We start from the raw sequence: 24,366 nt of genomic DNA, 5'->3' as shown, positions 1-24,366 counted from the left end.
TGCCAGCCCCACTTCAGGAGACCACCGCCATGCAATCCCGACTGAAACTTGCTCTCATTTTCATAGCTGCCTGCGCAATATCTGCGGGGGCTAGCGCCCACATTGGTGTGAATGATCTGGCACACGTGGGTTTTATCGTCGGATTCTTGCACCCGCTAAGCGGTCTGGACCATTTGGCCGCCATGGTCTCCGTGGGCGTGTGGAGCGCCATGACCGCACGCAGGGAGAGTTATGAACTGCTTTGGGGGCCAGTCGGCTTTGCCTACATGTTGCTGGTGGGCGCTGTGCTGGGCCTGCAGGGCGTGAGCCTTGCCGCAGGGGAGCCCATGATTGCCGCATCGCTGCTGGTGACTGGCCTGCTGGTGGCGTCGCGGCTGCGGGTTCCAGGAATCGGGGCTGCTGTTTTGGTGGGTGTGTTTGCCGTCTTCCACGGCCTGGCCCACGGCTATGAACTGGCGGGCAGCCCTGACGCCACCCAAACCCTGGTCGGCATGCTGACCGCGACCGTGCTGCTGCATGTGGCCGGCCTTGGTCTGGGCTGGGTTTTACGCAGCACCAATGTGTGGGTAGGCCGCGCTGCAGGAGTGGCGGTGGCCGTGCAGGGCATGGCTTTGCTTGGTCAAACGGCCTGAATAGAGAAGCACCATGTATCCCGGAGAAATACTTACCGATGATGGCGAGCATGCGCTCAACACTGGTCGCCGCACCCTGACACTGGTGGTACAAAACACCGCAGACCGCCCCATTCAGGTGGGCTCGCACTACCACTTTGCTGAAACCAACGGCGCGCTGGGCTTTGACCGTGCGGCGGCCCAGGGCATGCGCCTGAACATTGCATCCGGTTCGGCCGTGCGCTTTGAACCCGGGCAGCAACGCACGGTGGAGCTGGTGGACTACGCAGGTGACCGGATCGTGTATGGCTTTAGAGGCCTCACGCAAGGAGCCCTTTGATGGAGCCGACTGACGGGATGCTTGGTTGCGCGATGCAGTGAGGTAAAGGGGGAGGCCGAAGGCCGGAGGACACGAACGAAATCGCGTAACCAAGCCTCCCGGCCCACCAACCATTCAACGAAAGATGAAACCATGGCAACCATAGGACGACGCGCCTACGCGGAAATTTTTGGCCCCACCGTGGGCGACCGCGTGCGCCTGGCCGACACCGAACTGCTGATCGAGGTCGAGCAGGACTACACCCTGCGCGCCGGCGGCTACGGTGAAGAAGTGAAATTTGGCGGCGGCAAGACCATTCGCGACGGCATGGCGCAATCGCAGCGCACCAACGCTCAGGGTGCCGTGGATTGCGTCATGACCAACGCTCTCATCATGGACCACTGGGGCATTGTCAAGGCCGACATCGGCTTGCAGGGCGGACGTATTGTGGCCATTGGCAAGGCAGGAAACCCCGACACCCAGCCGGGTGTGGACATCATCATTGGGCCGGGCACCGAAGTCATCAGTTGCGAGGGCAACATTGTCACGGCTGGCGGCATTGACAGCCACATACACTTCATCTGCCCGCAACAAATTGAAGAGGCCTTGGCCAGCGGCGTCACTACGATGATGGGCGGCGGCACCGGCCCGGCCACCGGCACCTTTGCCACCACCTGCACTCCAGGGCCCTGGAACATTGAGCGCATGCTGCAGGCGGCCGATGCCTTTCCCATGAACCTGGGCTTTCTGGGCAAGGGCAATGCCAGCCTGCCCGCGGCCCTGCACGAGCAGGTCAACGCCGGTGTGATCGGATTGAAGTTGCACGAGGACTGGGGCACCACGCCAGCCGCCATCAGCAACTGCCTGAACGTGGCCGAAGAACTGGACGTGCAGGTGGCGATTCACTCCGACACGCTCAACGAGAGCGGCTTTGTGGAGAACACCATCGCCGCCACCAAGGGACGCAGCCTGTGTGCGTTTCATACCGAGGGCGCGGGCGGTGGCCATGCTCCCGACATCCTGCGTGTGGTGGGCCAGGAAAACTTCTTGCCCAGCTCCACCAACCCGACCATGCCCTACACGGTGAACACGCTGGACGAGCATGTCGACATGCTGATGGTCTGCCACCACCTCGACCCGGCCATTGCTGAAGATTTGGCGTTTGCCGAGAGCCGCATCCGCAAGGAAACCATTGCCGCCGAAGACATATTGCACGACTTGGGTGCCATCAGCATGATGAGCAGCGACAGCCAGGCCATGGGCCGCGTGGGCGAGGTCATCATCCGCACCTGGCAAAACGCGCACAAGATGAAAGTGCAGCGCGGCAAGCTGCCTGGCGACACCGAGCGCAACGACAACTTTCGCGCCAAACGCTATATCGCCAAATACACCATCAACCCGGCCATTGCCCACGGCATCAGCCACGAAGTGGGCAGCATTGAGGTTGGCAAGTGGGCCGATCTGGTGGTTTGGAAGCCGGCCTTCTTTGGCATCAAGCCTGCGCTGATTTTGAAAGGTGGTTTCATCGCCATGGCCGCCATGGGCGACCCCAATGCCAGCATTCCCACGCCCCAACCCGTGCACTACCGACCCATGTTTGGCGCGTATGGCGGCGCGCTGACAAGAGGTTCGCTCACCTTTGTGTCGCAGGCCGGATTGAACGCCGGCATCAAGGACCGTTTCGGCTTGGCCAAGACACTGAGTGCGGTGAAAAATATTCGCGGCGTGCGCAAGCAGCACATGGTGCACAACAGCTACCTGCCCACCATGGAGATTGATGCGCAGACCTACTCGGTACGGGCAGACGGCCAGTTACTCACGTGTGAGCCTGCAGTAAGCTTGCCGATGGCCCAACGTTACTTTTTATTCTGACCTTACTGATGATCCAGGTTTCCAAATGCATGGCCCAGGGCGCAGGCCTGGCACCTGTGCTGCTCAAGCGCGCCTTCATCGTCGAACTCGACTGGGACGTGCGCCAAAAAAGCCGCTTTGACGCAACGGACTCCGCAGGCCGCAGCCTGGGCGTCTTCCTGCCCCGTGGAACCGCCGTACGCGGCGGCGACGTGCTGGTAGCCGAAGACGGCTCGCTGATACGGGTGATTGCAGCGCCCCAAGACGTACTGAAAATCACCCATTGCCCGACACACGGAACGCCCTACGACCTGATTCGCGCCGCCTACCACCTGGGCAACCGCCATGTGCCCATTGAGCTCAAGCCGGATCACCTGAAAATCGAGCCCGACCACGTGCTGGCCGAGATGCTGCGCGCCATGCACCTGATCGTGAACGCCGTGCTGGAGCCCTTTGAACCGGAGAACGGTGCCTACGCCACCGGTGGTCACTTTGGCGGACATCGCCATGGGCATGACGAGGGTCATGACCACGCACACGCCCATGCTTGATTCGAGCCTGATGCAGCTCATGTGGCTCGCGTCACCGGCGCTGCCCATAGGCGGATTTGCCTACTCAGAATGCCTTGAAGCCGCCGTGGATAGTGCGCGGGTAGCTACAGAATCAGGAGCCGCCCAGTGGCTGGTGGACCAGCTGCACCTGAGTCTGGCACGGTCTGACCTGAGCGTGGTGGCCCAAGCCATCACCGCGTGGCGCGATGCCGACCCTGAACGCATTGCCGCACTCAACGCCTGGGTGCTGCAAACCCGTGAGAGCAGTGAGCTGCGGGCGCAGTCAGAGCAAATGGGCCGCTCCCTGCTGGAATGGCTGCGCAACCACACCACTGCCACACCGATGCAAATTGCCCAACTGGCCGCACAGGAGCCCACCTATCCGCTCGCCTTTGCGCTGGCGGCAAGCGCCACACAGGCTCCGCTGCGCGACTGCCTGTTGGCCTATGCCTTTGGCTGGGCCGAAAACATGGTGCAAGCCGCCATCAAATCCGTTCCGCTGGGCCAAAGCGCGGGACAACGCATCCTCTCCAACCTGACTGCCGAGATACCTGCGGCTGTTGACCATGCGCTGAGCCTGACGGACGACACGCGCCAGGCTTTTTCCCCTATGCTGGCCATACTTTCGGGCCAGCATGAAGTGCAGTATTCAAGGCTTTTCAGGTCCTAGCCCTCGCAGAATATGCGCGGGAAGCTATCAATTTCATAGTAGCCATTACCATGACCCAAGCTCTTCACCACATCGCCAACCGCACCAAGAACCTGCCACCTCTGCGCGTGGGCATCGGTGGCCCGGTGGGCTCCGGCAAAACCACGCTGCTGGAAATGCTGTGCAAAGCCATGCGCGGGCAGTACGACCTGATCGCCATCACGAACGACATCTACACCAAGGAAGACCAGCGCCTGCTCACGGTGAGCGGCGCCCTGTCCGCTGACCGCATCATGGGGGTAGAAACCGGCGGGTGCCCGCATACTGCCATTCGCGAAGACTGCTCCATCAACCTGGAGGCCATCGACCGCATGCTGGTGGACCACCCCAACGCCGACATTGTGTTCGTGGAAAGCGGTGGCGACAACCTCGCCGCCACCTTCAGCCCGGAACTGAGCGACCTCACGATCTACGTGATTGATGTGGCCGCAGGTGAAAAAATTCCCCGCAAGGGTGGCCCCGGCATCACCAAGAGCGACCTGTTCGTTATCAACAAGACTGACCTCGCGCCCTACGTTGGCGCAGACCTGAGCGTGATGGAAGCCGACACCATCCGCATGCGCACCACCGCAAAAGGCCTCAAGCCGTTTGTGATGACCAATCTGAAAGCTCTCACGGGACTGCAGGAAGTCGTCTCATTCATTGAAACCAGAGGCATGCTGCAGACCGCATGATCGATCCTGGAGGCGCCTGCAGTTAGAATAAGTCCCCATGGAAGCTTGGCCGAGCGGTTTAAGGCACCGGTCTTGAAAACCGGCGAGGGTTTATCCCCTCCGTGAGTTCGAATCTCACAGCTTCCGCCAATAACCCCGTTCAAGGGGTTTTTTTACGTCTCAAAGCAGGCCGTTCCCCCATCGTTTTCACTCTTAGTTCTAATCACACTGTATCATTGCGTATCGTCCAATCTCAAAACTCAATGGGGGAATGATTGGGGGAACTGCTTCTAGTGGATGGATTTTGGGGGAACGACATGGCAAAGATTGCGAAGGCATTGGGGGCACTGGAGGTCAAGCGACTGTCAGCGCCGGGGCTGCATGCCGTGGGTACTGTGCCGGGCTTGCGGCTTTTTATCAAGCCAACCGGGGCAAAGTCCTGGGTGTTGCGCACCACCATCGGAACTAAACGCAGTGACATTGGCCTGGGCAGTTACCCCGCCGTGACGCTTGCCGAAGCCTGGGAGCGTTCACGCACTGCGCTGGGATCAATCCGCGAAGGCAACAACCCAATTGCCGAGCGCAAGAGTAAACAGGCTGCTGTTGAGTGGACGTTCAAAACCTGCGCCTTGACCTACATTGAAGCCTTCAAACCAAGCTGGAAAAATGCCAAGCATGCCCAGCAATGGGAAAACACCCTTGAAACCTACGTTTACCCCCACTTCGGTGACAAGCATGTCAAGGACGTGGACACCGCTGACGTGACCAGCGCAATCAGGCCGATGTGGTCAACCAAGAACGAGACTATGGTTAGGGTGCGCAACCGTATTGAACTGGTGTTGTCCTGGGCCGCTGCCCAAGGCTACCCAACACCCTTTAAGCGCCGCATTTCCTGGAATGACGGCTGAAGAATTCCAAGAACTTCGGGACAGCATCAACCTCTGTGGCGTGCTGAATGCCATCACCTTGCTCGATGGCATGGTCCTGGATGGATGGCACCGTTAGCTTTACAGTGCCTTTACGGTTAGCCACAACTTGCCCGGTTCAATACGCTACACACAGTTTTGCGGCGGGGCGTATTCTGCTCACCCCCGTCTTCGTGCTGAACGCGTGCTATGGGGTCAAATCATCAGTTGCATTGACTCAAGGAAGACGTCGAGGTCTGTCATACAAACGCAACCGACTTCATTTTTTCGAAATGAAACTGGCACGTTGCATGCGCAATGCCGAAAGTCGACTCATCGACCTTATTGTTGAGATTATTTTCCCGACCACGCCCTGATGACTTGGTCGGTCATGTGGGATTGACGACCGAAATACGCTATCGGTCTTTGGAGCTCTCTACCGCCGTCCAACTTGCCAGTGCACCCAGCAAGCGCCGCATACCCACCGGACCGGGCGCATTTGGCATCCGCCTTCCGGCGGTTTTAGTTTGTTGCATTTGTCGCAAATTCGATGTGGGTGCATGCTTAACCTATTACTCTCTATGTGACGCCGCAATCGTGCTCGCTGATGGTGACAACCCTATGACACCGACACGCATTGATACCAGTACAACCATTCCTCAATGGCATTCCACCGCGCCAACGCCACGAGTGCACCGACGCCGACGACAGCCGCGAACTCGGGTGGCAGTAGCAGGAATCAATTCCGATGTGAAACAAATTGCGGAATGCCAGAACCTGAAAACATTGCTTTCAGTCAAGGCCACCACCTAGAGCATATTTTGTGCCATTCAATTTCATTGCAAATGGCGATTTCTGTCCAAATACAAGCCGCTGCATTGTGGTTCACGCACAATAAATGTGCGAGCCCTCAGTCAAAATATGGCTCCCATTACCCTAACGAATAGCGGCAAAAGAAATATGAGCGCGATCGGAAACATTCTCTGGCTAATCTTCGGTGGCTTTTTCATGGGCTTGGGGTGGTGGCTTGCCGGCTGCATTTGTGCCATCACCATCATCGGACTGCCTTGGGCGAAAGCATGTTTCGTTATAGGTCAGTTCGCCTTTCTACCCTTCGGCAGGGAAGCCGTCAGCCGCGCGGAACTAGGGGGTACCAATGACATTGGCAGTGGCTCCCTGGGGGCCATCGGAAATATCATTTGGTTTGTCTTTGCGGGCGTCTGGCTCGCAATGGGCCACTTCGTCTCAGCTCTGTGCTGCTTCGCGACTGTTGTCGGCATCCCATTCGGATTTCAGCACCTCAAACTGGCGGCTATCGCGATAGCACCAATAGGGAAAACCATTGTGAGCAAGGGAAGTATTGCCTCAGGTCGGCCTTAGGCGCCCGGGTGCAATTCCCAAGGAAGACAATGGCTCTGAGACTACCGGATGGCAATGACAGTCTTGTGCCTCGCAGCCGTGTGCATCCGCGATACCTGACGGGCCGATTCAGGTTCGCCGGTTGTCCACGCCTTCACATGCGCGAGGTCCTGAGAGCGCGCGCCGGAAGACTTAGCCCCCATTAACACCACGACCACATCCCGACCAGCGGTCGTAATCCCAGCAACAAGGCAGCGGCCCGCTTCGTTGATAAAGCCGGTCTTCGATAGCCAGAACTCCCAGCCCTTCTTTCCAACCGCGGGATTTGTGTTGTGAAACGACTGCAGATGAGACCCCACAGCCACGGTCTTTCCGGCAGTGGTTGTGTAGTCGGTGATGGTTGGGTAGCCAGAGACTCGCCGTGCAAGCCGGCCCAAGTCAGCAGCGGTGGACATGTTTTCAGGTGACAGTCCGGTTGGGTCAACGTAGTGCGTCCCGGTCATTCCAAATTCCAGGGCTTTACGATTCATGGCCGCCACAAATCCGCTCATACCGCCAGGCGAAGTGCGTGCAAGCGCATGGGCTGCGCGATTCTCCGACGACATCAGTGCCACGCGCAGCATTTCGCCTCGGGTCAGCTGGGAGCCAACGCGAAGTCTTGAACTGGAGTGCTTCACGTTGTCAACATCATCGTCCGTGATGGTCAACATCTCTGAGGGATTGAGCTTTTGGTCCAGTGAAACCATTGCAGTCATCAGTTTGGTGACGGAAGCGATGGGAGCTGAAGAGGTAGACGACTTCTCATACAGAGTGGCGCCGGTTGCCCGGTCTACGACCATGGCGTATTCCGAGTGAAGCTGCAGAGTGCCCGCCATGGCAGGCAAAAATACGGTGGCTACACATAAAAAGGCGGCAAATGTTATTTTTAGTTTCATGCAATGGAGGCCGATACATCAACGAGGCCTGATTTTACGGCGACTACTGCAGTCTGAGGCAGGCTTTGAAAGTAAAGAAACACTTCGACGGAAGTTTGCTCTGCGGGCTACTTGCGGCTTCCTGCATGCCGGAGCGCGGGCACAAAAAAACCCAGCGCCAAGGCTGGGTTTTTTTGTAGGCAAGTCACTAGGGTGCACCTCGCATCGGTTGGATGGTGCAACCCCGATTGCCTTGCAGAAGCAATCGGTTCACTTACCGTACCGTACCCGCTTAAGCTGCGCGTGATTTCTTGGCAGCGGCAGGAGTGGCGGAAGCCACTGCAGCTGCACCATTCTTCATTGCGGACTCCATGGCGTTTTCCATGGTGGAGGCTGCGGCCTTCAGGTTGGCTCCAACGCTGGCAAATGCTTCTGGTGCTGGATGCGCCTTCTCAAGGCTGTCAATGCCAGATTTGAATTGCGACACGCTCAAAGCGGTGACTTCTTTGAGATTCTTGGTGGCAACCGCAATGCCGTTTTCGGCAGAGGCCTTCATGGCCTCAAAAGCCGCTTGGGGTTCTTTGATGCTCTTGAGTGCCTCAACGCTCTCAACCAGAGCAGCTTGCGCGGCTTGAACCTGCTTTTGAGCCAGATCACCCCATTGCTTCATGTTGTCTTGCATGGGCTTCATTGCGTCTTGCATGGAGGTGATATCGAACTTTGGAGCGCCTTCCGTCATGGATTTGGCGATGGCTTCGAATGGAGTATTTTTGAACATGTGGAGGTCCTTTAAAAAATGTTGCAGTGCAGCAATTATTGAGCAAAAACCAAATGACGTGTGAACTTTTTTGCCCCACAGATCCAAATTAGTGACGTCAGACTATTGATGCCCGTTGCGCGTCAGATCCACAAATCCAGCGGCGGGTCTGCCACCACGGCGCGCAAAATATCCGAGCGCGACACAAAACCAGTCACCCGTCCGTGGTCATCCACCACGGGCAAGCCGGGCAAACCGGTATCCAGCAGGACACGCGCCACGCGCCGAATGTCGGTATCTGCCGCCACACTGGGTACGGGTGTCCACATGATCTCTGCCACGCTTTGCATCAACAGGGCACGCCACACCAGTGCGTGGCTTTCGGGGCCGGGTAGCCGCTCAGGCCGCATCAGGTCCGCACGCGAGAGCAGGCCCACCAACATGCCGTCTGAATCGACAACCGGCGCTTGCCCCAGGTGTTGCTGGGCCAGCACCTGCCAGGCTTCTTCCACTGTAAAAGTGTCTGCAATAGTGATAACCGGGCTGCTCATGATGGCATCCACTCGCGTGAGCAGATGCCGTGGCTGGCCGGTGTTGCCGGTCTGCGCGTAAGCCGCCAGGGCCGTGCGGTGCGCGACGTCGGTTGGGAGCTGCGGTACCAGATCCGTGAAACGTGAAGGATTCTGGTCGTTGGGGTCAAGCCCGATGGGGGCAACCGCGCGGGAGCGGGTCACGGCGGACACCGGGCCCACGTGACGCAGCTCTTCCATGGAACCCCTGAAGATGCGCCCTACCTTGCCATATACCGAGAACACTGCGTCGTCCCCTTTCGCGCGCCAACGGCACGCCGCTTAGCCCGCATTGGACAGGAAAAGCGCCTGCAAGTCACTCAGAAAATCAAAGCCGCGCTGCGTCGGCCGCACACGGGCAAAATCGCGTTCAATCAAACCCTTGCGCTCGGCCTGCGTCAAGGCCGCTTCAATGGCAGTCATTGCCAAGCCGGTGCGCTCGGTGAAATCCCGCAAGCCAAAACCATTGCGCAAACGCAGTGCGTTGAGCATGAACTCAAAAGGCAAATCCGCACGACTAACCTCTTCAGATTGCGCAAGCGCGTTGCCTGCGAGGGCGTTGTCCATGTACAACCGTGGCTCCCGAAAGCGCACTTGGCGTACCACCCGGTGTGCGAAGCTGAGCTTGCTATGGGCTCCCGCCCCGATACCCAGGTAATCACCAAACTGCCAGTAGTTGAGGTTGTGCCGGCTGCGATGCCCCTCGCGCGCATAAGCCGACACCTCGTAGCGGTCCAGTCCGGCCACACCCGTCAACTCCGTAATGTGGTCGAGCATGGCGTAGGCCGTGTCGTCCTCCGGGATAACTGGCGGAAACTTTGCGAAGTAGGTGTTGGGCTCAATCGTGAGGTGGTAAATGGAAATGTGTGGCGGCTTAAATTGCAGCGCCGTGGCTATATCCTCGCCCACCTGCTCCATCGTTTGGCCCGGCAAGGCGTACATGATGTCCAGGTTGAAGGTGTCAAACGACTGCGCCGCCTCATTCACGGCGGCCAGAGCCTGGGCACGGTCATGCACGCGACCTAACGCAGCCAGATGCACATCATTGAAACTTTGCACGCCCACGGACAGCCGGGTGACCCCCGCCTGGCGGTAAGCACGAAAGCGGTCTTTCTCAAACGTGCCGGGGTTCGCTTCGAGCGTGATTTCGCAATCTGCCTCCAACCGCAGGCGCGCCCGGATATCGCCCAGCATGCGGTCAATGGTGGCGGGAGCGAACAGGCTGGGTGTCCCGCCGCCAATAAAAATGCTGTGGATCGTGCGGCCCCAGATGAGCGGCAATGCGGCTTCCAGGTCGGCCAGCAGTGCATCGACATAACGCTGCTCGGGCAGGTCTTGCCCCCGTATGTCGTGCGAGTTGAAGTCGCAATAGGGGCACTTCTTCAGGCACCAAGGCAGGTGCACATACAAGGACAGGGGTGGAAGCGCGGCCAGTTGCAGCGTGCCGGGGCGCATGTAGTGCGTAACGTCCTGCTGCGTGGCAGGACTACCTTCACCTACCGGAACAATGGGAATCATGGTGAAGCCAACCAGCGATCCCGGATCAACGCGGCCATGGCTTGCGCCGAGCGCCCGCGGTGGCTGTTGGCATTTTTGACCTCGGTGGATAGCTGGGCGAATGTTTGCCCAAACTCGGGGATCCACATGACTGGATCAAACCCAAAGCCGTTGGAACCTACCGGCTCCTGTGCAATCTGCCCCACGACGCGCCCCACGGCAATCAGCGGCTCCGGGTCGTCTGGCGTGCGCACAGCGACCAGCGTGCTGACCAGCGCTGCGCGCCGGTTTTCAATAGAGCGCATCTGCTCCAGCAGGGCACGTACATTGTTTGCATCACCCTTTTCATACCCAAACTGGGTTGCATAGTAGGCGGTATCGACGCCAGGCAATCCACCAAAAGCATCCACACACAAACCGGCGTCGTCGGCCAGCGCGGGCAGACCGGTGTGTTGGGCAGCATTGCGGGCTTTGGCAAGCGCGTTTTCTACAAAAGTGCGGTGGGGCTCAGGCGCTTCGGGCACGCCCAGATCGCCCTGGGGTACCAGTATGCAACCCAACGGTGCAAACATGGCCTGCAACTCGGCAAGTTTGCCCTGGTTGTTGGATGCAAGAACAATTTTCATGAAATATGCCTGTAGCCCCCGCACAATATGCGCAAGCAGCTACTATTTTGATAGCGCCTGTTGCTGTAAAACCATCAAGTCGGCGATGCCCTTTTCAGCCAGCGTGATCAGGCTGTCCATCTCCGTACGCGAGAAAGCCAGGCCCTCCGCTGTGCCCTGCACTTCCACAAAATGTCCCGCGCCCGTCATCACCACGTTCATGTCGGTGTCGCAGGCTGCGTCTTCGGTGTATTCCAGATCCAGCAGCGGCATGCCCTGCACGATGCCCACCGAGATGGCGGCCACGGAAGCGACGATGGGCGACTCGGTAATCTTGCCTGCAGCCAGCAAGCCATTGATAGCGTCTTGGGCCGCGACAAAAGCACCGGTAATGGCAGCGGTACGCGTTCCGCCATCGGCCTGCAACACATCGCAATCGAGCTGGATCGTGCGTTCACCGAGCTTCTTCAAGTCAAAAACGGCGCGCATGGAACGGCCAATCAATCGCTGTATCTCTTGTGTGCGGCCGCTCTGCTTGCCCCGTGCCGCCTCACGGTCGTTGCGGGAATGGGTCGCACGGGGCAACATGCCGTACTCGGCCGTGACCCAGCCCTCACCGCTCCCACGCTTGTGAGGTGGCACTTTTTCTTCAACGGACGCCGTGCACAGCACTTTGGTCGCACCGAATTCGATCAGCACAGAACCTTCCGCGTGCATGGTGTACCCGCGGGTGATGCGCACGGGGCGCAATTCGTTTGCAGCACGCGCACTGCTTCGGACGAACGCGGTCACGCTCTGCGGGCCGATGAGCGCCGGATGGCTTCGTTGATTTCGGCGATGGAACGCTCAATCGCCTCATCGTCCAGATCATCAATCGTGGAGTCCAGCCAGCCGGCCTGCACGGTGGACGCGAAAACGCCGTCCTCAATGTCATCGGTCGAGATGGCGCCACGGGTGGATTGAAACGTGTCGGGGGTTTCCCACTCCATGGCAATAAGCGTCACGTTGTCACTGCGCACACCGGCCTTGAGGAGCGCGCGCTCCACCAGTTCAGGCACAGCGGCGGTCACTGGCTTCTGGCCCAGCTGAAAGACGATTTCGGGGTCATCCAGACTGCCCCACAGGCCATCCGAGCACAAAAGAATCCGGTCGCCCTGCTGCAGCGGCACCGGACCTGTGATGTCAAACACCGGCTTGGCGGGAGAGCCCAGGCACGTGTACAACACGTTGCGGTTGAAGTTGGCGGGCAATTGCGCGGGCTGGCGCTCCCCCTGGTTTTGCTCCAGATAGGAATGGTCCCGGGTACGGGCCAGCAGTTCACCATTGCGCACAAAGTACAGGCGTGAATCACCACAGTGCACCCAATTAGCCACCCCGCCCTGCACGATGGCAGCCACCAAAGTGGTCCGCGGCGTATCTACCAGCCCCTTTTCTGTGGCGTAGCGCAGGATGTGGCGATGAGCGGCCAATAGAGCCATATTCAAGAAAGCGTGGACGTCTTCAATTTCCGGCGTCGCTTCTTTCTGGTACAGCGCAGAAATGACCTGCAGAGCCAACTGGGCAGCTACTTCGCCTTCAGGATGCCCGCCCATGCCGTCGGCCAGAAGAAAAATACCAGACGCCTTGGTGTAGCAGTACCCCATGCGGTCTTCATTCTTTTCACGACCGCCTTTGCGGCTCATCTGAAAGACAGAAAATTTCATTTGAGTTTAGCACCCACATTGGTCGCGGCCTGCACCGATTTTTTCGTGTCCGCGACCATGGTGTCAAATTGCATGCGCACCTTCTCAGTGACACTGAGCTTGGTGTAGCGGCGCTCGCCTTCGCGACTGAGTTCTTTTTGCAGTGCAAAGACCGACTGCGGCCGCGAAAGCGGGTCCAGCGACATGCACCACTCCACCACTTCAATCAGGTTGTCGGAGTAAACACCGCGCAAACGGGCCAGGGCAACCGCTATGCGGTCTTTTTCAAGACGCTGCGGTGCCTCGTTGGGCGGAAAACCCTGCATACACGCGTAGATACAGGCACCAATCGCGTAGATGTCTGTCCACGGCCCCATGGAGGCATCACGCCGATACATCTCGGGCGCGGCAAAGCCGGGGGTGTACATGGGGCGGATGAAATTACCCTCTTTGCTCAGCACTTCACGCGCAGCACCAAAGTCGATCAACACGGACTTGTTGTCGTCGGTAATGAAGATGTTGGCGGGCTTGATGTCCAGATGCAGCATTTTGTGCTGGTGCACGATGCGCAAGCCGCGCAGTATTTCATCAAAAAGGGAGCGAATGGTGGACTCACGGAACACTTTGCTCTGCTTGAGGTCCCGGGCGGTCACGATGAAATCCTGCAGGGCTGCGCCCTCCAGGTAATTCATCACCATGTAGACGGTTTCGTTTTCACGAAAAAAATTCAGCACGCTCACCACCGACGGGTGCGAGATTTGCGCCAGCGAGCGTCCCTCTTCAAAAAAACTCTTCAGACCCAACCGGTAAAGCGATAGCTTTTCGGGTTGTACCTGTGGCAGCAAAGCGCCTGGAGCACGCGTGGCCAATGACGAGGGAAGGTACTCTTTAACCGCGACCTGCTGGCCCTCGGCGTCCAGTGCGAGATATACCAACCCAAACCCGCCCGCCGCCACTTTGCGAATGACGCGGTAACCACCAATCATGGTGTCAGGTGGCAATGGTGCGGGTTTGACTTTCGACATAAATTAAGAATTGAAAGCGCGTCTGATCCGTCTGAACCGGGTTATTCTTGCGGTCGTTCCCATATCTTGAGAAATCGCAATGCCAGTTTACAGCATGACTGGCTATGCCAGTGCACAGCACAGCACAGCCTCAAACACTCCAGAAATCGAAGCCAAAAGCCCTGCGGGCCAGCTTGGCCTGGAGATCCGCTCCGTCAACAGCCGCTTTCTGGATCTGTCCTTCAAGCTTCCGGAGGATTTGCGCCAGTTCGAGCCGGTGCTGCGTGATCTGATCGTTGGCCGACTCAAGCGCGGCAAAGTTGAAGTGCGGGCCTCTATTGAAATCGCAGCCGCAACAGGCGTTCCCGACCCCACGCCCCGAATGCTGCAACGCCTCAATGCGGTGCAAGACAACGTCAAGGCCTGGCTCCCCACCGCTGCGGCGCTGAGCGTGGCGGATGTGATCCGCCTGTCCGCGGCCGAGCAAACCGGTTCGCGCGACTGGAGTGCTGATGTGCTGCCTCTGGCCGAAAAAGCACTCAAGGCGCTCCTTAGCGCCCGCCAACGCGAAGGCAGCCGCCTGTCTACCATGCTGCTGGACCACATTGCCCAGTTGCGAACGCTGGCACAACAAGCGGTACCGCTGATTCCTCAACTGGTGGAGCAACAGCGCCTTCGCTTTATGGCCCGCTGGAAGGATGCCATGGCCCTGACCGATGGAGCCACGTTGCCTGAGGCAGCGCAAGACCGTGCGCTGACCGAAGCCACCGCCTTTGCGATCCGTATTGACGTGGCCGAAGAAATCACGCGTCTGAGTTCCCATCTGGAAGAAATCGAACGCCTCATCAACAAAGGCGGAGAGATCGGCAAGCGGCTGGACTTCCTGATTCAGGAGTTGCACCGGGAGGCCAACACGCTCGGTTCGAAATCTGCCGCGCTGGAGCTCACCCACATATCGGTCGACATGAAGGTCTTGATCGAGCAAATGCGCGAGCAGGTTCAGAACATAGAATAGGGCGACCTCAGCACTCGCCTCCAAGAGCGCATTTTGGAGCCAACTTCTATGGATTACCCCGGGAACCTCTTTGTCGTAGCCGCCCCCAGCGGGGCCGGAAAATCCAGCCTGGTCAAAGCCCTGCTGGAGCTCGACTCCCACGTGCAGCCCTCCGTCTCGCACACCACGCGCCCGCCCCGCGGCCAGGAAAAGCATGGTCGCGAGTATTTTTTCGTCTCCGAGCAGGAGTTTGACGCCATGGTGGCCGCAGACGGGTTTGTTGAATGGGCCTTTGTGCACAACCACCGTTATGGAACATCCAAAAAAGCCATTGAAGAGCGCATGTCCCAGGGTGCAGACGTGATTCTGGAAATTGACTTCCAGGGCGCCATCCAGATCAAGCACATTTTCTCCAATGCAATTTCGATTTTCATCCTTCCTCCCAGCTGGGAAGAACTGCGCTCGCGGCTTGAGCGCCGTGGCGAAGATGCGCCCGAGGTCATTGATGTGCGCATGAAAAACGCCGCGATTGAAGTCGCACAGGTCGACAAATTCGATTTCGTTATAATCAACGAGCTGTTTGACCGTGCGCTCTTCGATCTGAAAGCCATTGTTCACTCCCAGCGGCTCAAATTTGCAGCGCAGCGCCGCGCCCGAGCCGAAACATTCCAAGCGTTGCATATCCCTTAGTCCTCTGGAGAATTTCATGGCCCGTATTACTGTCGAAGACTGCCTGGTGCAGATCCCCAACCGCTTCCAATTGGTATTGGCCGCAACCTATCGTGCCCGCATGATCAATCAGGGGCACACACCAAAAATCGAAAGCAAAAACAAGGCGTGCGTCACCGCCTTGCGTGAAATTGCAGCAGGTAAGGTCGGTATTGAAATGCTGAAAAAAGTCCCCCTCTAAGAACCGACGTTCCAGACAGGCACCGTTCGCGGTGCTTTTTTTTGCCCTTTTTGGGCCTTTTCCTGCGCAGTGCCGCCAATTTTTCGCTAGCGCGCTACATTTAAGACATGGGCACCCCACTCAAACTCACACCAAACCGAGATAGCCCCCTAACGGGTGGCGTCCGGATTGATGCGCCCCATCCTGCAGCCGTCAACGCAGCCGCCGCCAGCTTTGCCGGTCTAACGGCCAAGCTAGATTACCTTTCCCCCACAGACCTCGAGCAGGTTCGCCTTGCCTATCGTTTCGCGGATGGCGCCCACTTGGGGCAGCTGCGCAACAACGGTGAGCCCTATATCACCCATCCCATCGCGGTGGCGGCCCAGTGCGCCGACTGGAAGCTCGATGCGCAAGCCCTGATGGCGGCCCTGCTGCACGATGCACTGGAAGACTGCGGCGTTACCAAAGCTGAGCTCATTGAGAAGTTTGGATCCCCGGTGGCCGAGCTGGTGGACGGACTCACCAAACTCGACAAACTGCAATTCAACACGCGAGAGGAAAACCAGGCGGAGTCGTTCCGAAAAATGCTGCTGGCGATGGCACGCGATGTCAGGGTCATCCTCATCAAGCTGGCCGATCGCACCCACAATATGCGCACCCTCTCCGATGTGCCCAAGAGCAAATGGGGCCGCATTGCAACAGAGACGCAGGATATTTACGCTCCCATTGCCCACAGGCTGGGGCTGAATCAGACTTACCGGGAACTTCAGGACCTGTCCTTTCGCCATCTGCGCCCCTGGCGCTATGCGGTTCTCACGAAGGCGGTTGCCAAGGCGCGCAGCCGCCGTCGCGATCTGATCCAGAAAGTTCAAAAAGAAGTCGAAGCGACATTTGCCGCAGCCGGCATGGTGGTGCGCATTGCCGGACGAGAGAAATCGCTGTATTCCATTTACAAAAAAATGGACACAAAGAACCTCAGCTTCGCCCAGGTGACCGATATTTACGGATTTCGGGTGTTGGTGCCTCAGGTGATCGACTGCTATACCGCGCTTGGGATGCTGCATCAGCTCTACAAACCCTTGCCGGGCAAGTTCAAAGACCACATTGCCATACCCAAACTGAACGGCTATCAATCCCTGCACACGACCTTGGTGGGGCCCTCAGGCGTGAATGTGGAATTCCAGATGCGCACCGAAGCCATGCACATTGTGGCCGAGTCGGGTGTGGCTGCGCATTGGCTGTACAAGGTCAAGAACCCGGATGAGGCGTCGTCCGACCGACTGGGCAGCCAATGGCTGCAGTCACTGCTGGATATTCAGGATGAAACCCGTGATGCCGCGGAGTTTTGGGACCACGTCAAGGTCGATCTTTTTCCCGATGCGGTCTACGTGTTCACCCCCAAGAGCCAGATCATGGCGTTGCCCCGGGGTGCCACGGTGGTCGATTTTGCATACGCGATCCACAGCAACATTGGGGACCGGACCATGGGGGCCCGCATCAATGGGGAGCAGGTCCCCCTTAGGACAGAGCTTAAAAACGGGGATGTCGTTGAAGTGGTAACGGCACCTGTTTCCACACCTAACCCCGCTTGGCTGGGGTTTGTGCGGACCGGGCGCGCGCGGTCAAAAATTCGCCAGCACCTGAAAACTTTGGCGCACACCGAGTCGCAGGAACTGGGCGAAAAGCTGTTGTCCCAGGCCTTGCGTGGCGAGGGCATTGAGCGCTTCCCTGACGATGATCCGGCCTACGAGCCCATTTGGGAAAAACTGCTGCGCTTTACCGGCAATAAAAGCCGACAGGAACTGCTGACGGACATCGGCCTGGGCAAACGCATTGCCAACATCGTCGCCAAACGTCTGGTGCTTCTGCTGGCTGAAAAAGGTCAGCACCCCGATGCCCTGTTGTTGACGCGGGAGCGGTTCACGGCGCATGAAACGGCTGCCCAAGGCTCCATCACGCTGGATGGCAGTGAAAATGCCTCGGTGCAATTTGCGCATTGCTGCCGCCCCATACCGGGGGACGCCATTGTGGGTTATCTCGGGCGCGGCGAAGGTCTTGTGGTGCACATTGCAGATTGCCCGGTTGCGAAAAAACTGCAGCACAAAGACAGTGAGCGTTTCATTGGTGTGGACTGGGCGGATGAACCCATCCGGGCGTTTGAGACCGGCGTTGTGGTCACGGTTAACAATGGCAAGGGCGTGCTTGCCAAAGTGGCGGCTGCACTGGCCGCGGCAGAGGCAGACATCATTCACATCGACATGGGCCAGGAGGCCGCGCAAGACACAACCGATTTGCGGTTTGTGGTGGCCGTGCGCGACACCAGTCACCTGGAGGTGGCACTGCGCAACCTCAACCGAACCGCATCAGTGCTGCGTGCGGCGCGCAGCAAAGTGCCATCGCCAGGTTAAGCGACGTGGGGAGCGGGGTAACTTACCTTGAGTACTTCGATCTCTTCCACCCGTTCCGGCATCACCAGTTTGAGCATGTCGCCCACACGGGATTTAAGCAGGGTACGCGCAATGGGCGATATCCAGCTGACGTCGCCCTGTCCGCTGTTGGCTTCATCAATGCCGGTAATGGTGACCGTGCGCTCCAGCCCGGCTTCATCTGCATAGGTCACCGTCGCGCCAAAGAAAATCTGGTCATTGCCAAAATGAACCGATGGGTTAACGATCTCGGCAATCTCCATGCGCTTGGTCAAAAAGCGGATTCGGCGGTCAATTTCACGCAGGCGCTTTTTCCCATACAGGTAGTCGCCATTTTCTGACCGGTCGCCATTGCTGGCCGCCCAGAACACTGCCTCCACCACCTTAGGACGCTCGTTGTCCATCAGGTCCAGCAGTTCGCTGCGCAGGGTGGCGTAGCCTTGGGGGGTGATGTAGTTTTTGCCGCCAGAAGGAATGGGAGGCAACTGCAGGTCGTCGTCTGAGTCATCTGCGTCAGACGACTCTTTGGTGAAAGCCTTGCTCATGGAATAAAGTGCATGAAACTGCTTGCTGGGAACACCCTAAGAAACCTGGACAAGAAAAAGGCCTGTAACTTTACAGTCACAGGCCTTTACTTTTTGGTGCGGCTGGCAGGAATTGAACCCACGACCCCTTGGTTCGTAGCCAAGTACTCTATCCAACTGAGCTACAGCCGCTAAGCCTCGAAGTATAGCAGAACATTTTCCGGATCTCGGAATTTGTAGTGCACGGTCAAACAAACTGCTGATCGTCCCGACGGGGCATGCATGCCATGGCGCGCTCGGCCATGGCGGTAATGGTCAGGCTGGGATTCACCCCCACATTGGCCGGAATGGCCGATGCGTCGACCACAAACAAGCCCGGGTAACCAAACACCTCGTGGCGTTCGTCAATCACGCCATCGGCTACCGCCCCACCCATGACGCAGCCACCCAGCACATGGGCTGTCATGGACGCGTTGCCAAGCGACTCCAGCAGCGCATTGCCGGGCACCCCTCCACTCACTTGGGCAAATACCTGCGCAACGTGATTGGCCTGCGGCAGATACGCGGGAGCCCGCACTTCATTCAGTGGCAGTTTCGAACGCAAGCTCCAACGAAAGCCACGCAGCGCACTGCGCCCATAGTCAAAGCTCAGCTGGTTGTCGGCCGTCTGCATCACGGTGAGCAGAGACGTGCGAGCCGACCACTGGCGTCCGGCCCGCATGCACAGGGTGGAATCCAGTGGATGGGACACAAACTGCCACAGGGTTTTGAGCGCACGTCGCCAGGGCACCGGGTCACTGACGAGCGGCCCGGTCTGCCAACGGAGAACCCGATGCGAGGGCGAAAACCGGTTTTGTGTGATGTGGGACTCACCCACAAAAAAATGCGAAGAAATGGTCGCCCCATCACTCACATCGGCCTTGGGATCACGCGAAGTGATGGGCAGGATGCTCTCGCTGTTGGTGCGCACATGCAGCCCTAAAACTGGCGACAGCGCGGGCAGGCAGGCATAGCGGTCCCGGCAAGCCAGCAACAGTTCCAGCGTACCGACCACACCTGCGGCCACAATCACCTTGCGGGCCGTTAGCGTCTCTGTGGGCTGACTGACATCCCACGGGTGCTCCAGAATCACCTGGTAGCCCCCTTGTCCACCGTCGAGTGGAACGATGCGCTGCACTTTGCGCTCGGCCAGAATCTGCACCCCGAGGTTTTGTGCCAAATGCAGATAATTCTTGTCGAGTGAGTTTTTTGCGCCCTGCGCGCAGCCGGTGGCACAGCGGGCGCAAAACACGCAACCGCGCCGACTCGGGCCTTTGCCGTCAAAAAACGGATCGGGATTGTCGGTCTGGTGAGGGCCGAAATAGATAGCCTGCGTTACCGCACCGAAACTGTCCTGTGCACCGCACTGGCGCGCCGTTTCCTGCAGCCAATCATCCTGCAGCGTATGGCGTGGATTGAGCGCCAAGCCCAGCATGCGACTGGCGGTCTGGTAATGCGGCTTCAACTCTTCGCGCCAGTCACGCGCGGGTAAGCGCTTCCAGGCTACATCGTCATAAAACGCCTGTTTGGGCTCCAGCATCACCGCCGCCCACACCACACTGCCACCACCCACGGCGATTCCACGCACCAAGCTCACATGGCGGTAGACCTCCTGGGCAAAGAAGCCCTGGCGCAAGCCCAGGGCGGGCATGCGCAGCAGGTGCTTGGCGTCCTGTGCTGCCGCATCTATGTCTTGCGGGCTGATGTGGCGCCCCTGCTCCACCACCAGAACGCGGTAGCCCTTCTCGGACATGCGCAGTGCGCTGACCGCGCCGCCAAAACCGCTGCCAACGATGATGACGTCCCAATCAAACGCGCCGGTTGGCGACTGCGCGTGCATGCGCGTTAGTGCCGCAGGCCTAGCAGGGCACGGGCCTCTTGCGGGCTGGCAATGGCGCGCCCGGCGTTGCGCGCGCACTGGGCCAACTGGGTGATCAGGGCGCCGTTACCGCCGGCCCGGTCACCATTGGGCAAATAGAAGGTGTCTTCCAGACCTGTGCGCAACATGCCACCCAGGTCGGCCGTCTTCTGGTGCACGGGCCAGATTTCGGCGCGGCCGATCAGCGTGGCTTGCCAGACGCTGTTGGGCGCCATCCACTGCGGCAAAAGCGCCAGCAGATCGGCGTCACACGGCATGCCGGACGCCACACCCATCACCAGGTTGTACTCGGCGCGGCCCATCTCGGGTTTGAGCAAACCAGCCTTGATGTACATGCCCACCGAGCGCACAATCCCCACATCAAAGCACTCGAACTCGGGGTGTGTTCCGCACTCCTGCATCACATCCAGAAACTGTTGAATCTTGGCCACGGGGTTGTCAAACACCATGGGTGGCCAGGCCCACTGGCCATCTTCCTTGATCTTCAAATAGTTCAGACTGCCTGCATTGCAAGCGGCGATTTCGGGCTTGACCCGGCGGATGCAGTTGAGCGGACCGGAGATGTCTTTACCCACCACACCGGTCGTCAGATTGATGATGACGCCCGGACAGGCTTCGCGAATGGCGTTGACTACGCTCTCGGCCACATCCGGGTCCCACGAAGGCATTTGCCCCATGCCCTCGTCCTGGTTGCGGATGTGCACGTGCATGATGCTTGCTCCCGCATTGAATGCGTCTCGCGCCTCGGCCGCCATTTGTGCCGGGGTGACCGGAACCGGGTGCTGCTTGGGGTTGGTGAGCACGCCTGTCAGCGCGCAGGTGAGTATTGCTTTTTCCATCATGCTTCCTTTGTTGGGGACAATCCAATTTCAACCAGCAGGGCTCCGGCTTCCACCTGGTCGCCTACCTTGGCATGCACCGCCTGCACCACTCCCGCGGCTTCGGCGCAGAGCCACATTTCCATCTTCATGGCTTCCACACACACCATCTGCTGACCGTTTTGAACGCAGGTGCCCGCAGTCGCCAATACCTGTGTAACCTTGCCGGCCACCGGAGAGCGGGCACGGCTGGCGTCTTTCAAGGCGTCGGTATCCGGGAAGGGCGACACTTCCGAGAACACGTACGATCGCCCGTCCAGTGCCAAATGCAAATGGGCTCCGTTGAGAACTGCCACCGCAGAACGGACCACGTTTTCAATTTCGTAGCGCAATTCACCGTCCGCCAATGCCAATACCCGGGCGTGGGCTGCCGTGCCGTCCAGAGCCAAAGTCACACCGCCGTGGCGATCCGGGCGTACCCGAATGCTGCGCACCATGTCCCCGCACTGCAAAAGCAAATCGAATGAAGCGACGCTGTCTGCCCGCCAGCTATTGCCGTGGCGCATGGCCAGGGCCATAGCGGCCACGCGCCACACGTCGTCATCGGCTGCGGGTTCCTGCAGCAAGGCTTCGCCCTGCTCCATCCACTGGTCAATCAGGGTGGTGGTCATCTCGGCTTTTCGAAACGCCGGGTGATCCACCAGATCGCTCAAAAATCGACCGTTATTGCGCAAGCCCAGCAAGGGCGCGTTGGCCAGCGCAGCGCGCAGCCGGCGGATGGCGTCATCGCGGTCACGACCGTGCACAATAATTTTGGCAACCATGGGGTCGTAATACGGAGAAATAACGCTGCCCTGGCGGATACCGTCATCAATGCGTACACCGGCGTGCAAGGCTTTGGCGGGCTGCCACCACAGCACGGTGCCAGTTTGCGGTGTGAAGCCCGCATACGGATCTTCCACATACAGGCGGGCCTCGATGGCGTGGCCGGTGAGCGTGATGTCAGCCTGTCTGGCAGGCAAGGGCTCGCCGGACGCCACGCGCAACTGCCATTCCACCAGGTCGAAACCGGTGATCATCTCCGTCACCGGGTGCTCCACCTGCAGGCGGGTGTTCATCTCCAGGAAGTAGTGGTTGAGCTTGTCGTCCACAATGAATTCCACCGTGCCCGCACCGCGGTAACCCACCGCCAGCGCGGCCGCTACGGCGTCTTTGCCCATGGCCTCGCGCATGCGCGGTGTCACCACGGGTGATGGCGCCTCTTCAATCACTTTCTGGCGGCGGCGCTGGGCGGTGCAATCGCGCTCGCCCAGATACACCGCGTTGCCGTGGGCATCGGCAAACACCTGAATCTCGATATGGCGGCCGTTGTCAATCAGGCGCTCCAGCATCAGCGTGCCATCACCAAACGCACTGGTCGCTTCGCGGCGTGCGCCTTCAATACCTTGTTGCAATTCGGCGGTGGAACGCACCAGGCGCATGCCGCGTCCTCCGCCACCCGCTACCGCTTTTACGAGCAGTGGGTAGCCCAACTTCTCGGCCTCGGCCATCAGGACCGAATCACCCTGCTCTGCACCCAAATAGCCCGGTGCACACGGCACCCCGGCGTCCAGCATGCGGCGCTTGGCCAGGGCCTTGTCGCCCATCGCTTCAATGGCACTTGCGGGCGGGCCAATGAACACCAGTCCAGCGTCCACACACGCCTGCGCAAACGCGGCGTTTTCGCTCAAAAAGCCATAACCCGGGTGCAGTGCATCAGCACCGGTTTTGCGCGCGGCCTCCAGCAAAGCGTCCACACGCAAGTACGACTCGGCTGCGGGCGAGGCGCCAATGTGCACCGCTTCATCGGCCAGCGCCACATGCGGTGCGTCGCGATCCGCATCACTGAACACAGCCACCGTGCGGTAGCCCAAGTCACGGGCAGTGCGGATGACCCGGCAGGCGATTTCACCCCGGTTGGCGATCAGAATTTTGGAGAATGTCATTGCGGTGCCCACTGTGGTTTGCGCTTTTGAATGAATGCACTCATGCCTTCCAGCCCCTCGGGGCTCTGGGCAGCGCGGGAAAATATCGCAGCGGCTTGCTGCACCAACGCTTGTGCTTCACTCAGGCGGGCCTGGGCCATCAACGCCTTGGTAGCGGCCAGTGCGCCGGGGGCGCAGGCAAGAATGTCAGCCAAGGTCCGGTCCAGCACGGTTTGCAGCGTAGCCGTGCCGGCGACCGCATGCACCAGGCCCATATGCAACGCGGCAGCTGCATCCAGACGGCCACCAGTGACCGCCAGCCGCTTGGCCTGTGAATAGCCCAGGCGTTCCACCAAAAACGGTGCAATCTGCGCAGGCACCACGCCCAGGGAGGTTTCCGGCAGCCGGAAGTTCGCCGTTTCGCTGGCAATGGCTACATCGGCCACACAGGCCAGGCCAAAGCCGCCGCCCATCACCGTGCCTTCCAGCACGGCCACCACGGCAAGTGGCGTGCGGGCATAGGCCACGCACAATTCGCCAAACTCCGCATTGACCTGCGCAATCGGGTCAGGCTCACCCTCGGCGCGCTGCATGGCACGCATGCGTGCCCCGGCCATGTCTTTCAAGTCGGCACCCGCACAGAAGTGGCCACCGGCGCCACGCAACACCACCACACGCACCGCGCCCGCCTGCCCGGCCGTGGCCTCTGCGTCCTTCAACACCTGGCGCAGCTCGGCCACCATTTGTAGCGACATGGCATTACGCGACTCGGGCCGATTCAAGGTTATTTGCAGTGTAGCCCCCGTCTGCTCTGCGTGAACAGCTACTAAATTCATAGCAGTACTGA

At 59.2% G+C, this 24,366-nt stretch carries 25 protein-coding genes, 2 tRNA genes and 1 pseudogene; 14 read left to right on the top strand and 14 right to left on the bottom strand.

Annotated elements, in window-relative coordinates:
- The first annotated feature begins 29 nt into the window (after positions 1 to 29).
- The 10 genes and pseudogenes from AC097W_RS17495 (at position 30) to AC097W_RS17450 (ending at position 6,979) form a co-directional block, all read left to right on the top strand.
- Positions 30 to 632: a HupE/UreJ family protein gene (locus AC097W_RS17495; RefSeq protein WP_479603912.1), complete on the top strand. Its 603-nt coding sequence runs from the start codon at positions 30 to 32 to the stop codon at positions 630 to 632.
- A gap of 13 nt (positions 633 to 645) precedes the next feature.
- The gene (locus tag AC097W_RS17490) at positions 646 to 951 is read left to right on the top strand and encodes an urease subunit beta (protein ID WP_479603911.1); all 306 of its coding nucleotides are present in this window, start codon (positions 646 to 648) and stop codon (positions 949 to 951) included.
- Positions 952 to 1,083: 132 nt separating this feature from the next.
- A complete protein-coding gene (gene ureC / locus AC097W_RS17485) occupies positions 1,084 to 2,802 on the top strand; it encodes an urease subunit alpha (protein WP_479603910.1) in 1,719 nt (572 codons plus the stop codon).
- An 8-nt stretch (positions 2,803 to 2,810) separates the two neighbouring features.
- Positions 2,811 to 3,329: pseudogene (ureE, locus tag AC097W_RS17480) on the top strand (urease accessory protein UreE); the annotation flags it as partial.
- Entirely contained in the window at positions 3,307 to 4,002 is a 696-nt protein-coding gene (locus AC097W_RS17475; RefSeq protein ID WP_479603909.1) for an urease accessory protein UreF, read from the top strand. The pseudogene ureE and the gene AC097W_RS17475, both read left to right, overlap by 23 nt.
- Before the next feature lie 50 nt (positions 4,003 to 4,052).
- A complete protein-coding gene (gene ureG / locus AC097W_RS17470) occupies positions 4,053 to 4,715 on the top strand; it encodes an urease accessory protein UreG (RefSeq protein WP_479603908.1) in 663 nt (220 codons plus the stop codon).
- Positions 4,716 to 4,754: 39 nt separating this feature from the next.
- A tRNA-Ser gene (locus AC097W_RS17465) sits at positions 4,755 to 4,844 on the top strand.
- A gap of 167 nt (positions 4,845 to 5,011) precedes the next feature.
- Positions 5,012 to 5,602 (top strand): tyrosine-type recombinase/integrase, encoded by a 591-nt coding sequence (locus AC097W_RS17460; protein ID WP_479603907.1) that lies wholly within the window; start codon positions 5,012 to 5,014, stop codon positions 5,600 to 5,602.
- Entirely contained in the window at positions 5,592 to 5,699 is a 108-nt protein-coding gene (locus AC097W_RS17455) for a ParB N-terminal domain-containing protein (RefSeq protein ID WP_479603906.1), read from the top strand. The genes AC097W_RS17460 and AC097W_RS17455 overlap by 11 nt, the downstream gene beginning before the upstream one ends.
- An 860-nt stretch (positions 5,700 to 6,559) precedes the next feature.
- Entirely contained in the window at positions 6,560 to 6,979 is a 420-nt protein-coding gene (locus AC097W_RS17450) for a YccF domain-containing protein (RefSeq protein ID WP_479603905.1), read from the top strand.
- Positions 6,980 to 7,020: 41 nt separating this feature from the next.
- On the opposite strand, the gene AC097W_RS17445 is transcribed toward AC097W_RS17450, so the two are convergent.
- The 8 genes from AC097W_RS17445 to AC097W_RS17410 all read right to left on the bottom strand — a co-directional run bounded on the left by AC097W_RS17445 (position 7,021) and on the right by AC097W_RS17410 (position 14,007).
- The gene (locus AC097W_RS17445; RefSeq protein WP_479603904.1) at positions 7,021 to 7,893 is read right to left on the bottom strand and encodes a D-alanyl-D-alanine carboxypeptidase family protein; all 873 of its coding nucleotides are present in this window, start codon (positions 7,891 to 7,893) and stop codon (positions 7,021 to 7,023) included.
- A gap of 271 nt (positions 7,894 to 8,164) precedes the next feature.
- Positions 8,165 to 8,650 carry a hypothetical protein gene (locus tag AC097W_RS17440; protein WP_479603903.1) on the bottom strand — a complete coding sequence of 162 codons (486 nt, stop codon included), beginning with the start codon at positions 8,648 to 8,650 and terminating at the stop codon, positions 8,165 to 8,167.
- Between the two features lie 122 nt (positions 8,651 to 8,772).
- Entirely contained in the window at positions 8,773 to 9,444 is a 672-nt protein-coding gene (locus AC097W_RS17435) for a CBS domain-containing protein (RefSeq protein WP_479603902.1), read from the bottom strand.
- Between the two features lie 36 nt (positions 9,445 to 9,480).
- Positions 9,481 to 10,716, bottom strand: a complete 1,236-nt coding sequence (gene hemW / locus AC097W_RS17430) for a radical SAM family heme chaperone HemW (RefSeq protein ID WP_479603901.1) — start codon at positions 10,714 to 10,716, stop codon at positions 9,481 to 9,483.
- Positions 10,713 to 11,321 (bottom strand): RdgB/HAM1 family non-canonical purine NTP pyrophosphatase, encoded by a 609-nt coding sequence (rdgB, locus tag AC097W_RS17425; RefSeq protein ID WP_479603900.1) that lies wholly within the window; start codon positions 11,319 to 11,321, stop codon positions 10,713 to 10,715. Before rdgB ends, hemW begins: the two co-directional genes overlap by 4 nt.
- A 42-nt stretch (positions 11,322 to 11,363) precedes the next feature.
- Positions 11,364 to 12,092: a ribonuclease PH gene (rph, locus tag AC097W_RS17420; protein WP_479603899.1), complete on the bottom strand. Its 729-nt coding sequence runs from the start codon at positions 12,090 to 12,092 to the stop codon at positions 11,364 to 11,366.
- Entirely contained in the window at positions 12,089 to 13,003 is a 915-nt protein-coding gene (locus AC097W_RS17415; protein ID WP_479603898.1) for a PP2C family protein-serine/threonine phosphatase, read from the bottom strand. Before AC097W_RS17415 ends, rph begins: the two co-directional genes overlap by 4 nt.
- The gene (locus tag AC097W_RS17410; RefSeq protein WP_479603897.1) at positions 13,000 to 14,007 is read right to left on the bottom strand and encodes a serine/threonine protein kinase; all 1,008 of its coding nucleotides are present in this window, start codon (positions 14,005 to 14,007) and stop codon (positions 13,000 to 13,002) included. The genes AC097W_RS17415 and AC097W_RS17410 overlap by 4 nt, the downstream gene beginning before the upstream one ends.
- A gap of 79 nt (positions 14,008 to 14,086) precedes the next feature.
- Here AC097W_RS17410 and AC097W_RS17405 point away from each other — a divergent pair, with 79 nt between their 5' ends.
- From AC097W_RS17405 to AC097W_RS17390, 4 genes are all read left to right on the top strand, one after another.
- The gene (locus AC097W_RS17405) at positions 14,087 to 15,001 is read left to right on the top strand and encodes a YicC/YloC family endoribonuclease (protein WP_479603896.1); all 915 of its coding nucleotides are present in this window, start codon (positions 14,087 to 14,089) and stop codon (positions 14,999 to 15,001) included.
- Between the two features lie 48 nt (positions 15,002 to 15,049).
- Positions 15,050 to 15,670: a guanylate kinase gene (gmk, locus tag AC097W_RS17400; protein WP_479603895.1), complete on the top strand. Its 621-nt coding sequence runs from the start codon at positions 15,050 to 15,052 to the stop codon at positions 15,668 to 15,670.
- A 16-nt stretch (positions 15,671 to 15,686) separates the two neighbouring features.
- Positions 15,687 to 15,890, top strand: a complete 204-nt coding sequence (rpoZ, locus tag AC097W_RS17395; protein WP_479603894.1) for a DNA-directed RNA polymerase subunit omega — start codon at positions 15,687 to 15,689, stop codon at positions 15,888 to 15,890.
- Positions 15,891 to 15,997: 107 nt separating this feature from the next.
- The gene (locus AC097W_RS17390) at positions 15,998 to 18,277 is read left to right on the top strand and encodes a RelA/SpoT family protein (protein WP_479603893.1); all 2,280 of its coding nucleotides are present in this window, start codon (positions 15,998 to 16,000) and stop codon (positions 18,275 to 18,277) included.
- Here the strand turns inward: AC097W_RS17390 and greB are convergent.
- The 6 genes from greB to AC097W_RS17360 form a co-directional block, all read right to left on the bottom strand.
- The gene (greB, locus tag AC097W_RS17385; RefSeq protein WP_479603892.1) at positions 18,274 to 18,840 is read right to left on the bottom strand and encodes a transcription elongation factor GreB; all 567 of its coding nucleotides are present in this window, start codon (positions 18,838 to 18,840) and stop codon (positions 18,274 to 18,276) included. The two genes, AC097W_RS17390 and greB, sit on opposite strands and share 4 nt — an antisense overlap.
- Before the next feature lie 94 nt (positions 18,841 to 18,934).
- A tRNA-Arg gene (locus AC097W_RS17380) sits at positions 18,935 to 19,011 on the bottom strand.
- A gap of 55 nt (positions 19,012 to 19,066) precedes the next feature.
- Complete coding sequence (locus tag AC097W_RS17375) at positions 19,067 to 20,698, bottom strand: FAD-dependent oxidoreductase (protein ID WP_479603891.1); 1,632 nt, start codon at positions 20,696 to 20,698, stop codon at positions 19,067 to 19,069.
- A gap of 5 nt (positions 20,699 to 20,703) precedes the next feature.
- Entirely contained in the window at positions 20,704 to 21,579 is an 876-nt protein-coding gene (locus AC097W_RS17370) for a beta-keto acid cleavage family enzyme (protein WP_479603890.1), read from the bottom strand.
- Entirely contained in the window at positions 21,576 to 23,540 is a 1,965-nt protein-coding gene (locus AC097W_RS17365; RefSeq protein ID WP_479603889.1) for an acetyl/propionyl/methylcrotonyl-CoA carboxylase subunit alpha, read from the bottom strand. Before AC097W_RS17365 ends, AC097W_RS17370 begins: the two co-directional genes overlap by 4 nt.
- The gene (locus AC097W_RS17360) at positions 23,537 to 24,355 is read right to left on the bottom strand and encodes an enoyl-CoA hydratase/isomerase family protein (RefSeq protein ID WP_479603888.1); all 819 of its coding nucleotides are present in this window, start codon (positions 24,353 to 24,355) and stop codon (positions 23,537 to 23,539) included. Before AC097W_RS17360 ends, AC097W_RS17365 begins: the two co-directional genes overlap by 4 nt.
- Positions 24,356 to 24,366 lie beyond the last annotated feature (11 nt).

It is taken from the genome of Rhodoferax sp. GT1R46 (genome assembly GCF_056521285.1).
The sequence above is the reverse complement of the archived record's forward strand: the minus strand, read 5'-3'. Positions and strand labels throughout refer to the sequence as shown.

What these genes read in the sequence shown, in the direction of transcription:
- rpoZ (WP_479603894.1), top strand. Translation starts at nt 15,687, where the DNA reads ATGGCCCGTATTACTGTCGAAGACTGCCTGGTGCAGATCCCCAACCGC.
- AC097W_RS17440 (WP_479603903.1), bottom strand. Translation starts at nt 8,650, where the DNA reads ATGTTCAAAAATACTCCATTCGAAGCCATCGCCAAATCCATGACGGAA.
- AC097W_RS17390 (WP_479603893.1), top strand. Translation starts at nt 15,998, where the DNA reads ATGGGCACCCCACTCAAACTCACACCAAACCGAGATAGCCCCCTAACG.
- hemW (WP_479603901.1), bottom strand. Translation starts at nt 10,716, where the DNA reads ATGATTCCCATTGTTCCGGTAGGTGAAGGTAGTCCTGCCACGCAGCAG.
- AC097W_RS17460 (WP_479603907.1), top strand. Translation starts at nt 5,012, where the DNA reads ATGGCAAAGATTGCGAAGGCATTGGGGGCACTGGAGGTCAAGCGACTG.
- ureG (WP_479603908.1), top strand. Translation starts at nt 4,053, where the DNA reads ATGACCCAAGCTCTTCACCACATCGCCAACCGCACCAAGAACCTGCCA.
- AC097W_RS17365 (WP_479603889.1), bottom strand. Translation starts at nt 23,540, where the DNA reads ATGACATTCTCCAAAATTCTGATCGCCAACCGGGGTGAAATCGCCTGC.
- AC097W_RS17410 (WP_479603897.1), bottom strand. Translation starts at nt 14,007, where the DNA reads ATGTCGAAAGTCAAACCCGCACCATTGCCACCTGACACCATGATTGGT.
- ureC (WP_479603910.1), top strand. Translation starts at nt 1,084, where the DNA reads ATGGCAACCATAGGACGACGCGCCTACGCGGAAATTTTTGGCCCCACC.
- AC097W_RS17445 (WP_479603904.1), bottom strand. Translation starts at nt 7,893, where the DNA reads ATGAAACTAAAAATAACATTTGCCGCCTTTTTATGTGTAGCCACCGTA.
- AC097W_RS17370 (WP_479603890.1), bottom strand. Translation starts at nt 21,579, where the DNA reads ATGATGGAAAAAGCAATACTCACCTGCGCGCTGACAGGCGTGCTCACC.
- AC097W_RS17475 (WP_479603909.1), top strand. Translation starts at nt 3,307, where the DNA reads ATGACCACGCACACGCCCATGCTTGATTCGAGCCTGATGCAGCTCATG.
- AC097W_RS17455 (WP_479603906.1), top strand. Translation starts at nt 5,592, where the DNA reads ATGACGGCTGAAGAATTCCAAGAACTTCGGGACAGCATCAACCTCTGT.
- AC097W_RS17415 (WP_479603898.1), bottom strand. Translation starts at nt 13,003, where the DNA reads ATGAAATTTTCTGTCTTTCAGATGAGCCGCAAAGGCGGTCGTGAAAAG.
- AC097W_RS17405 (WP_479603896.1), top strand. Translation starts at nt 14,087, where the DNA reads ATGCCAGTTTACAGCATGACTGGCTATGCCAGTGCACAGCACAGCACA.
- gmk (WP_479603895.1), top strand. Translation starts at nt 15,050, where the DNA reads ATGGATTACCCCGGGAACCTCTTTGTCGTAGCCGCCCCCAGCGGGGCC.
- greB (WP_479603892.1), bottom strand. Translation starts at nt 18,840, where the DNA reads ATGAGCAAGGCTTTCACCAAAGAGTCGTCTGACGCAGATGACTCAGAC.
- AC097W_RS17450 (WP_479603905.1), top strand. Translation starts at nt 6,560, where the DNA reads ATGAGCGCGATCGGAAACATTCTCTGGCTAATCTTCGGTGGCTTTTTC.
- AC097W_RS17490 (WP_479603911.1), top strand. Translation starts at nt 646, where the DNA reads ATGTATCCCGGAGAAATACTTACCGATGATGGCGAGCATGCGCTCAAC.
- AC097W_RS17360 (WP_479603888.1), bottom strand. Translation starts at nt 24,355, where the DNA reads ATGAATTTAGTAGCTGTTCACGCAGAGCAGACGGGGGCTACACTGCAA.
- rdgB (WP_479603900.1), bottom strand. Translation starts at nt 11,321, where the DNA reads ATGAAAATTGTTCTTGCATCCAACAACCAGGGCAAACTTGCCGAGTTG.
- AC097W_RS17495 (WP_479603912.1), top strand. Translation starts at nt 30, where the DNA reads ATGCAATCCCGACTGAAACTTGCTCTCATTTTCATAGCTGCCTGCGCA.
- AC097W_RS17375 (WP_479603891.1), bottom strand. Translation starts at nt 20,698, where the DNA reads ATGCACGCGCAGTCGCCAACCGGCGCGTTTGATTGGGACGTCATCATC.